Here is a 5,417-nt window from a genome sequence, read left to right as displayed (position 1 = left end):
GGTCATCGCTGACCAGGGGTTTTGGGATAGGAGCTTGACGATGACCTACTCTCACATGGGGAGACCCCACACTACCATCGGCGATGCGTCGTTTCACTTCTGAGTTCGGGAAGGGATCAGGTGGTTCCAACGCTCTATGATCGTCAAGCAATTCGGTTGGATATCCGTTCGCTTGGGCTTACGTCTATCCGGATTCAGGTATGTGATTTCAAGGTGTTTTGCGGTTCATGCGAACTTTCGGTTCGTCGACTTCACCTTACAACACACAATCGTCAGATTGTTTGGGTGTTATATGGTCAAGCCTCACGGGCAATTAGTACTGGTTAGCTCAACGCCTCACAACGCTTACACACCCAGCCTATCAACGTCGTAGTCTTCGACGGCCCTTCAGGGGAATCAAGTTCCCAGTGAGATCTCATCTTGAGGCAAGTTTCCCGCTTAGATGCTTTCAGCGGTTATCTTTTCCGAACATAGCTACCCGGCAATGCCACTGGCGTGACAACCGGAACACCAGAGGTTCGTCCACTCCGGTCCTCTCGTACTAGGAGCAGCCCCTCTCAAATCTCAAACGTCCACGGCAGATAGGGACCGAACTGTCTCACGACGTTCTAAACCCAGCTCGCGTACCACTTTAAATGGCGAACAGCCATACCCTTGGGACCGGCTTCAGCCCCAGGATGTGATGAGCCGACATCGAGGTGCCAAACACCGCCGTCGATATGAACTCTTGGGCGGTATCAGCCTGTTATCCCCGGAGTACCTTTTATCCGTTGAGCGATGGCCCTTCCATACAGAACCACCGGATCACTAAGACCTACTTTCGTACCTGCTCGACGTGTCTGTCTCGCAGTCAAGCGCGCTTTTGCCTTTATACTCTGCGACCGATTTCCGACCGGTCTGAGCGCACCTTCGTACTCCTCCGTTACTCTTTAGGAGGAGACCGCCCCAGTCAAACTGCCCACCATACACTGTCCTCGATCCGGATCACGGACCAGAGTTAGAACCTCAAGCATGCCAGGGTGGTATTTCAAGGATGGCTCCACGCGAACTGGCGTCCACGCTTCAAAGCCTCCCACCTATCCTACACAAGCAGGCTCAAAGTCCAGTGCAAAGCTACAGTAAAGGTTCACGGGGTCTTTCCGTCTAGCCGCGGATACACTGCATCTTCACAGCGATTTCAATTTCACTGAGTCTCGGGTGGAGACAGCGCCGCCATCGTTACGCCATTCGTGCAGGTCGGAACTTACCCGACAAGGAATTTCGCTACCTTAGGACCGTTATAGTTACGGCCGCCGTTTACCGGGGCTTCGATCAAGAGCTTCGCTTGCGCTAACCCCATCAATTAACCTTCCGGCACCGGGCAGGCGTCACACCCTATACGTCCACTTTCGTGTTTGCAGAGTGCTGTGTTTTTAATAAACAGTCGCAGCGGCCTGGTATCTTCGACCAGCCAGAGCTTACGGAGTAAATCCTTCACCCTAGCCGGCGCACCTTCTCCCGAAGTTACGGTGCCATTTTGCCTAGTTCCTTCACCCGAGTTCTCTCAAGCGCCTTGGTATTCTCTACCCGACCACCTGTGTCGGTTTGGGGTACGGTTCCTGGTTACCTGAAGCTTAGAAGCTTTTCTTGGAAGCATGGCATCAACCACTTCGTCATCTAAAAGACGACTCGTCATCAGCTCTCGGCCTTGAAACCCCGGATTTACCTAAGATTTCAGCCTACCACCTTAAACTTGGACAACCAACGCCAAGCTGGCCTAGCCTTCTCCGTCCCTCCATCGCAGTAACCAGAAGTACAGGAATATTAACCTGTTTCCCATCGACTACGCTTTTCAGCCTCGCCTTAGGAACCGACTAACCCTGCGTCGATTAACGTTGCGCAGGAACCCTTGGTCTTTCGGCGTGGGTGTTTTTCACACCCATTGTCGTTACTCATGTCAGCATTCGCACTTCTGATACCTCCAGCAAGCTTCTCAACTCACCTTCACAGGCTTACAGAACGCTCCTCTACCGCGTCACTTACGTGACACCCGCAGCTTCGGTGTGTGGTTTGAGCCCCGTTACATCTTCCGCGCAGGCCGACTCGACTAGTGAGCTATTACGCTTTCTTTAAAGGATGGCTGCTTCTAAGCCAACCTCCTAGCTGTCTAAGCCTTCCCACATCGTTTACCACTTAACCACAACTTTGGGACCTTAGCTGGCGGTCTGGGTTGTTTCCCTTTTCACGACGGACGTTAGCACCCGCCGTGTGTCTCCCATGCTCGGCACTTCTGGGTATTCGGAGTTTGCATCGGTTTGGTAAGTCGGGATGACCCCCTAGCCGAAACAGTGCTCTACCCCCCAGAGTGATACATGAGGCGCTACCTAAATAGCTTTCGAGGAGAACCAGCTATCTCCGAGCTTGATTAGCCTTTCACTCCGATCCACAAGTCATCCCCTACCTTTTCAACGGGAGTGGGTTCGGTCCTCCAGTCAGTGTTACCTAACCTTCAACCTGCTCATGGATAGATCGCCCGGTTTCGGGTCTATACCCAGCGACTAAACGCCCTATTAAGACTCGCTTTCGCTACGCCTACCCTATACGGTTAAGCTTGCCACTGAATATAAGTCGCTGACCCATTATACAAAAGGTACGCAGTCACCTAACAAGTAGGCTCCCACTGCTTGTACGCATACGGTTTCAGGTTCTATTTCACTCCCCTCTCCGGGGTTCTTTTCGCCTTTCCCTCACGGTACTGGTTCACTATCGGTCAGTCAGTAGTATTTAGCCTTGGAGGATGGTCCCCCCATGTTCAGACAAAGTTTCTCGTGCTCCGTCCTACTCGATTTCACTTCAAAGATCCTTTCGCGTACGGGGCTATCACCCACTATGGCCGCACTTTCCAGAGCGTTCCGCTAAAATCAATGAAGCTTAAGGGCTAATCCCCGTTCGCTCGCCACTACTAAGGGAATCTCGGTTGATTTCTTTTCCTCAGGGTACTTAGATGTTTCAGTTCCCCTGGTTCGCCTCTTGCACCTATGGATTCAGTACAAGATACCTAGGTTATCCTAGGTGGGTTCCCCCATTCAGAGATCTCCGGATCAAAGTCTGTTTGCCGACTCCCCGAAGCTTTTCGCAGGCTACCACGTCTTTCATCGCCTCTGACTGCCAAGGCATCCACCGTATGCGCTTCTTCACTTGACCATATAACCCCAAGCAATCTGGTTATACTGTGAAGACGACATTCGCCGAAAATTCGCGCTTGAACTCGCAAATTTTACCTTGACTTGAATGATCACCAGTGAAAGAGATCATTCAGTCTTACTTCTATCACATACCCGAATTTTTAAAGAACAGTTCTGGTGCAAAGACCAGAAATCAATGTTCATTCACGAACATTCATTTCTGAGCTTTCGACGATTGTTTGGATGGTGGAGCCAAGGAGGATCGAACTCCTGACCTCCTGCGTGCAAAGCAGGCGCTCTCCCAGCTGAGCTATGGCCCCGTATCGGATCACGCAGCACACCAACAATTGGTGGGTCTGGGCAGATTCGAACTGCCGACCTCACCCTTATCAGGGGTGCGCTCTAACCAACTGAGCTACAGACCCAATCGTCTAACCAGTGAATCAAGCAATTCGTGTGGGAGCTTATGAAGAAGCTGAGATCTTCGATTAAGGAGGTGATCCAGCCGCAGGTTCCCCTACGGCTACCTTGTTACGACTTCACCCCAGTCATGAATCACTCCGTGGTAACCGTCCCCCTTGCGGTTAGACTAGCTACTTCTGGAGCAACCCACTCCCATGGTGTGACGGGCGGTGTGTACAAGGCCCGGGAACGTATTCACCGTGACATTCTGATTCACGATTACTAGCGATTCCGACTTCACGCAGTCGAGTTGCAGACTGCGATCCGGACTACGATCGGTTTTATGGGATTAGCTCCACCTCGCGGCTTGGCAACCCTTTGTACCGACCATTGTAGCACGTGTGTAGCCCTGGCCGTAAGGGCCATGATGACTTGACGTCATCCCCACCTTCCTCCGGTTTGTCACCGGCAGTCTCCTTAGAGTGCCCACCCGAGGTGCTGGTAACTAAGGACAAGGGTTGCGCTCGTTACGGGACTTAACCCAACATCTCACGACACGAGCTGACGACAGCCATGCAGCACCTGTGTCTGAGTTCCCGAAGGCACCAATCCATCTCTGGAAAGTTCTCAGCATGTCAAGGCCAGGTAAGGTTCTTCGCGTTGCTTCGAATTAAACCACATGCTCCACCGCTTGTGCGGGCCCCCGTCAATTCATTTGAGTTTTAACCTTGCGGCCGTACTCCCCAGGCGGTCGACTTATCGCGTTAGCTGCGCCACTAAGATCTCAAGGATCCCAACGGCTAGTCGACATCGTTTACGGCGTGGACTACCAGGGTATCTAATCCTGTTTGCTCCCCACGCTTTCGCACCTCAGTGTCAGTATCAGTCCAGGTGGTCGCCTTCGCCACTGGTGTTCCTTCCTATATCTACGCATTTCACCGCTACACAGGAAATTCCACCACCCTCTACCGTACTCTAGCTCAGTAGTTTTGGATGCAGTTCCCAGGTTGAGCCCGGGGATTTCACATCCAACTTGCTGAACCACCTACGCGCGCTTTACGCCCAGTAATTCCGATTAACGCTTGCACCCTTCGTATTACCGCGGCTGCTGGCACGAAGTTAGCCGGTGCTTATTCTGTTGGTAACGTCAAAACAGCAAGGTATTAACTTACTGCCCTTCCTCCCAACTTAAAGTGCTTTACAATCCGAAGACCTTCTTCACACACGCGGCATGGCTGGATCAGGCTTTCGCCCATTGTCCAATATTCCCCACTGCTGCCTCCCGTAGGAGTCTGGACCGTGTCTCAGTTCCAGTGTGACTGATCATCCTCTCAGACCAGTTACGGATCGTCGCCTTGGTAGGCCTTTACCCCACCAACTAGCTAATCCGACCTAGGCTCATCTGATAGCGTGAGGTCCGAAGATCCCCCACTTTCTCCCTCAGGACGTATGCGGTATTAGCGCCCGTTTCCGGACGTTATCCCCCACTACCAGGCAGATTCCTAGGCATTACTCACCCGTCCGCCGCTGAATCCAGGAGCAAGCTCCCTTCATCCGCTCGACTTGCATGTGTTAGGCCTGCCGCCAGCGTTCAATCTGAGCCATGATCAAACTCTTCAGTTCAATACTGCTTGGGTTTTGAGAAAACCCTAAACTTGGCTCAGCAATCGCATTCTCTTAAAAAGAGATAAAACTCTCGAATTCACGAGTGTTACTTGCGCTGCTGATAATCTTGCGATCACCAGTCTTACATCACAAGCACCCACACGAATTGCTTGATTCGACTTGTTAAAGAGCAGTTGGTCAAGGCTTTCGTCTCAACCGAGGCCGCGCATTCTACAGCAACCTCTC

At 52.1% G+C, this 5,417-nt stretch carries 2 tRNA genes and 3 rRNA genes; all 5 read right to left on the bottom strand.

The window, feature by feature from the left end:
* Positions 1 to 32: 32 nt before the first annotated feature.
* Positions 33 to 148 (bottom strand): 5S ribosomal RNA (rrf, locus tag LJF27_RS30285).
* A gap of 144 nt (positions 149 to 292) precedes the next feature.
* Positions 293 to 3,183 (bottom strand): 23S ribosomal RNA (locus LJF27_RS30280).
* 225 nt (positions 3,184 to 3,408) lie between these two features.
* Positions 3,409 to 3,484: transfer RNA gene (locus LJF27_RS30275), tRNA-Ala, on the bottom strand.
* 28 nt (positions 3,485 to 3,512) lie between these two features.
* Positions 3,513 to 3,589: transfer RNA gene (locus LJF27_RS30270), tRNA-Ile, on the bottom strand.
* A 64-nt stretch (positions 3,590 to 3,653) separates the two neighbouring features.
* Positions 3,654 to 5,189: ribosomal RNA gene (locus LJF27_RS30265) — 16S ribosomal RNA — on the bottom strand.
* The 16S, 23S and 5S rRNA genes sit together here with 2 tRNA genes alongside, the layout of an rRNA operon.
* Positions 5,190 to 5,417: the final 228 nt, after the last annotated feature.

Origin of the sequence: Pseudomonas sp. 203-8, assembly GCF_020708595.1 — a bacterium.
In the GTDB taxonomy this organism is placed as follows: domain Bacteria; phylum Pseudomonadota; class Gammaproteobacteria; order Pseudomonadales; family Pseudomonadaceae; genus Pseudomonas; species Pseudomonas aeruginosa.
This window is presented reverse-complemented; position numbering and strand designations above follow the sequence as displayed.